Annotated in this window: 2 protein-coding genes; both read right to left on the minus strand. The window is 72.6% G+C overall.

Features of this window, described 5'->3' with window-relative positions; translation table 11 throughout:
• Positions 1–22 precede the first annotated feature (22 nt).
• Positions 23–2161: a hypothetical protein gene (locus E1283_RS34570; RefSeq protein ID WP_132822122.1), complete on the minus strand. Its 2139-nt coding sequence runs from the start codon at positions 2159–2161 to the stop codon at positions 23–25.
• 88 nt (positions 2162–2249) lie between these two features.
• Complete coding sequence (locus tag E1283_RS34575; protein WP_132822123.1) at positions 2250–2933, minus strand: HAD-IA family hydrolase; 684 nt, start codon at positions 2931–2933, stop codon at positions 2250–2252.
• Positions 2934–2962 lie beyond the last annotated feature (29 nt).

Consider the following 2962-nt stretch of genomic DNA (forward strand, 5'->3'; position numbering starts at 1 on the left):
GGTGGGGATAACCCCGCGCGGCTCACTCCTCGGCGGCGTCGAGCGCGTCCCGCACCCGCGTGACCTCCCACGGGGGATCCTCGACGGGCCAGCTCGCGCTCAGCTCCTCAAGCATGGCGCGATGGTCCTCGAAGGTCTCTTCCCACATCAGCCCCCATGCCGCCACGGCCTGAACCTCAACCTCGGGACAGCGCGTCGCCCGGGTGAGCGCGACCACCGCGTTGGTCCCCGGGGACTCGTCCAGCAGTGCCAGCGCCCTGAGGCGGTCGTTCAAGGGCGGGTTCTCGTCACAGGCGAGGTTCCCGAGCGCCTCGACGAGCCGTGGGTCGGCCTCCTCCGCGTCCCCGAACACCGCTGCCACCGCGTCGAGAGCCCGCCCGCGAACATGATCGTCCGTGGCGGCCCCCACGACCTCGGCCAACAAAGCGGGCTCCTCCGCCGCCACGACGTCCAGCGCCGCCAGCGCGGTCAGGTGCTTGGCCGCGGCCCCGTACCGACGGCTGAGCTCGGCCGGTGCGGGAGGCTGCCGCAGCGCCTCCCGGACCCGCTCCAGGACGAGTGCGCGCTCCGGTTCACGTGCCGCCTCGCCGCCCCGCTCCACGACGCCGCCCGGGTACCACCAGTGGTCGAGGGCGACGCCCACGGCCGCCTGGTCGTCGCTGTCGAGCAGTGTGCGAAGCGCCAGGTGGTACGAGTCGTCCACCGTTGGAGCCCGCAGTCTCCGATGGGCGCGACGCAGGTCGGGGTCCGCCAGCCGGTGCCCCTCCCAGTGGACGCTGTGCGGCGTGCCGAGGATCCGCTCGGCGGGGTTCTGGCCCCAGGGGCGGTGGGGAGGCCATTCGGCCCAGCTGTCGGCGACCTCCTCCAAGAGGGCGCGGTGCCGGTCAAGACCTCCCGTGCGGAGCAGGTAATAGGCCGCCGTGGCCTGCACCTTGGGCTCACCCTCGCGCAGCGCCCCGAGGAGGACGCCGTCCGCGTCGGCGCCGAGGCAGTCGGCGAGGATACGGATCGCGGTTTCCTTCGTGCCGAAGGACGACGGGTCGAGGATCAGGCCGCCGAGGGCCGCGACGAGCCGTTCGTCTCTCGACCCGGCCTCGTCGAGCAGGCCGCGGGCCATCCAGATGGCCTCGTGGCGCACCCGGTCCGAGTCCGTGCGGGCGAGAACGTCGAGCAGGAGGTCGGCGTCGCCCGGCTCGGCGTGCCGTGCCCCGATCATGTTCAGGGCGCTCACCTCGGCGGGAGACATCGGCCGCCTGAGTACCTCACGAGCGCGGTCCAGCACCTCGGGCAGGCAGGCGTCGGCACGTTCCTCGTCCTCCAGGACCCGACGCAGCCCGTCGGAGGACTCGTAATGGTCGAGCGCGATGCCCACGGCGACCGGGTCCTCGCTGCGGAGCAGGGTGGCGAACGCTCGCAGGCACTCCTCGTCGCTGAGCGGGAACCTCAGTTCCTCGTGAGCCTTCCGGAGCTCCGGATCGTGCAGACCCACGTCCTTCCAGTGGATGCTGTGGAAGCCCTCGAGCGCCTGCCGAACGTACGGCGCCTCCCCACCCGCGTCCTCCGGCCAGGACTTCGCCAGCCGGTCGACGAGGTCGCGGTGGACGCGGAGCCGCAGGGGCGTCGCCAGGCAACCCGCCGCGAACACCTGGAGTTTCAGTTCCGGCGACTCACTGAGCCGGACGAGGAGGTCCTCGACCTCCGGAAGATCGAGGTCGGACAGGGCGTACATGGCGTTCCTGCGATCCCGCACACCGAGGCCCTCGTCCAGCACCATGGCGGCGACCAGCGCCAGCAGCCGCCGGTTCGGCTCCTCGCCCTCCGCGAGGGCGGTGCCGGCCGCGAGCAGCGCCGTCTCCCGTAATCCCGCGGCCGGTGCGGCTTCGAGGACGTCGGCGATCAGGTTCGCGTCCTCCTCCTCGGCGAGATGCCACATCATGGTGAGGGCTCTCTCGTGGCCGCGGTCGGACAGGGGGCGCCCGAGGAGGTCTCGGGCGGCGAAGCGCACCTCGTTGTCCAGCGGCCAGTACGGGTTGTCCACGCCCCACCTGGTGTCCGCCTGCGCCGACTGGTAGTCGTCCAGAGCGTCCAGGACCACGTCGATGTCGTCGCTCGCCAGCCGGGCGCTGAACTCACCGAGGCGGGACCTCTCGTCGCCGCTCACGCGACCTGCTTCGTCATCATCTCCTCAGACTGGCAGGGCCGTTCGGCTTCCCGGGACTCGGTGGGGAAAACCCGGTGGGGGAGAACCCTCAGGCCCCGACGGTCAGAGTGATCGTCCGGTCCGGCCCGGCCGCCACCGTCACCGCCCGTAGCGTGTCGACGTGGGCCGTCGGGCCGTGCGGGGCCGCGAGGCGGCCGATGCCGACGACCCGCATGCCCGCGGCGCGGGCCGCCGCGATGCCGGCGGGGGAGTCCTCGAAGACCACGCAGTCGGCCGGCGCGATGCCGAGTTCGGCCGCGCCCTTGAGGAAGCCCTCCGGGTCCGGCTTGCTGGCGCTGACCGACTCCGCGGTGATCCTGATGTCCGGCATCCGCAGGCCGGCCGCACCCATGCGGGCGGTGGCGAGCGCGATGTCGGCCGAGGTCACGAGCGCGTGGGGGACGGTGAGGGCCTCGACGGCCGCCAGGAACTCGGCCGCGCCGGGGATGGGCACGATGTCGGCGAGGTCGGCGGCTTCCTGGGCGAGCAGGCGGCGGCCGTCCGCGAGGTTGAGTTCGACCGGGCGGTCCGGCAGCAGGTCGGCCATGGTGGCGTGCGCCTGACGGCCCGGGCTGATGGCGAGCACCAGTTCGGGGTCGATGCCCATCTCTGCCGCCCAGCCGCGCCAGACCCGCTCCACCGCGGCTTCCGAGTCCACCAGGGTGCCGTCCATGTCCAGGAGGAGTGCGCGGGCGGTCATCTGCACGGTGGGTGCGGAGGGCACGGTGGACATGGTGGAGCGACCTCCAGGATGTCTCTTAT

The organism is Streptomyces hainanensis, from assembly GCF_004348415.1.
GTDB lineage: Bacteria > Actinomycetota > Actinomycetes > Streptomycetales > Streptomycetaceae > Streptomyces > Streptomyces hainanensis.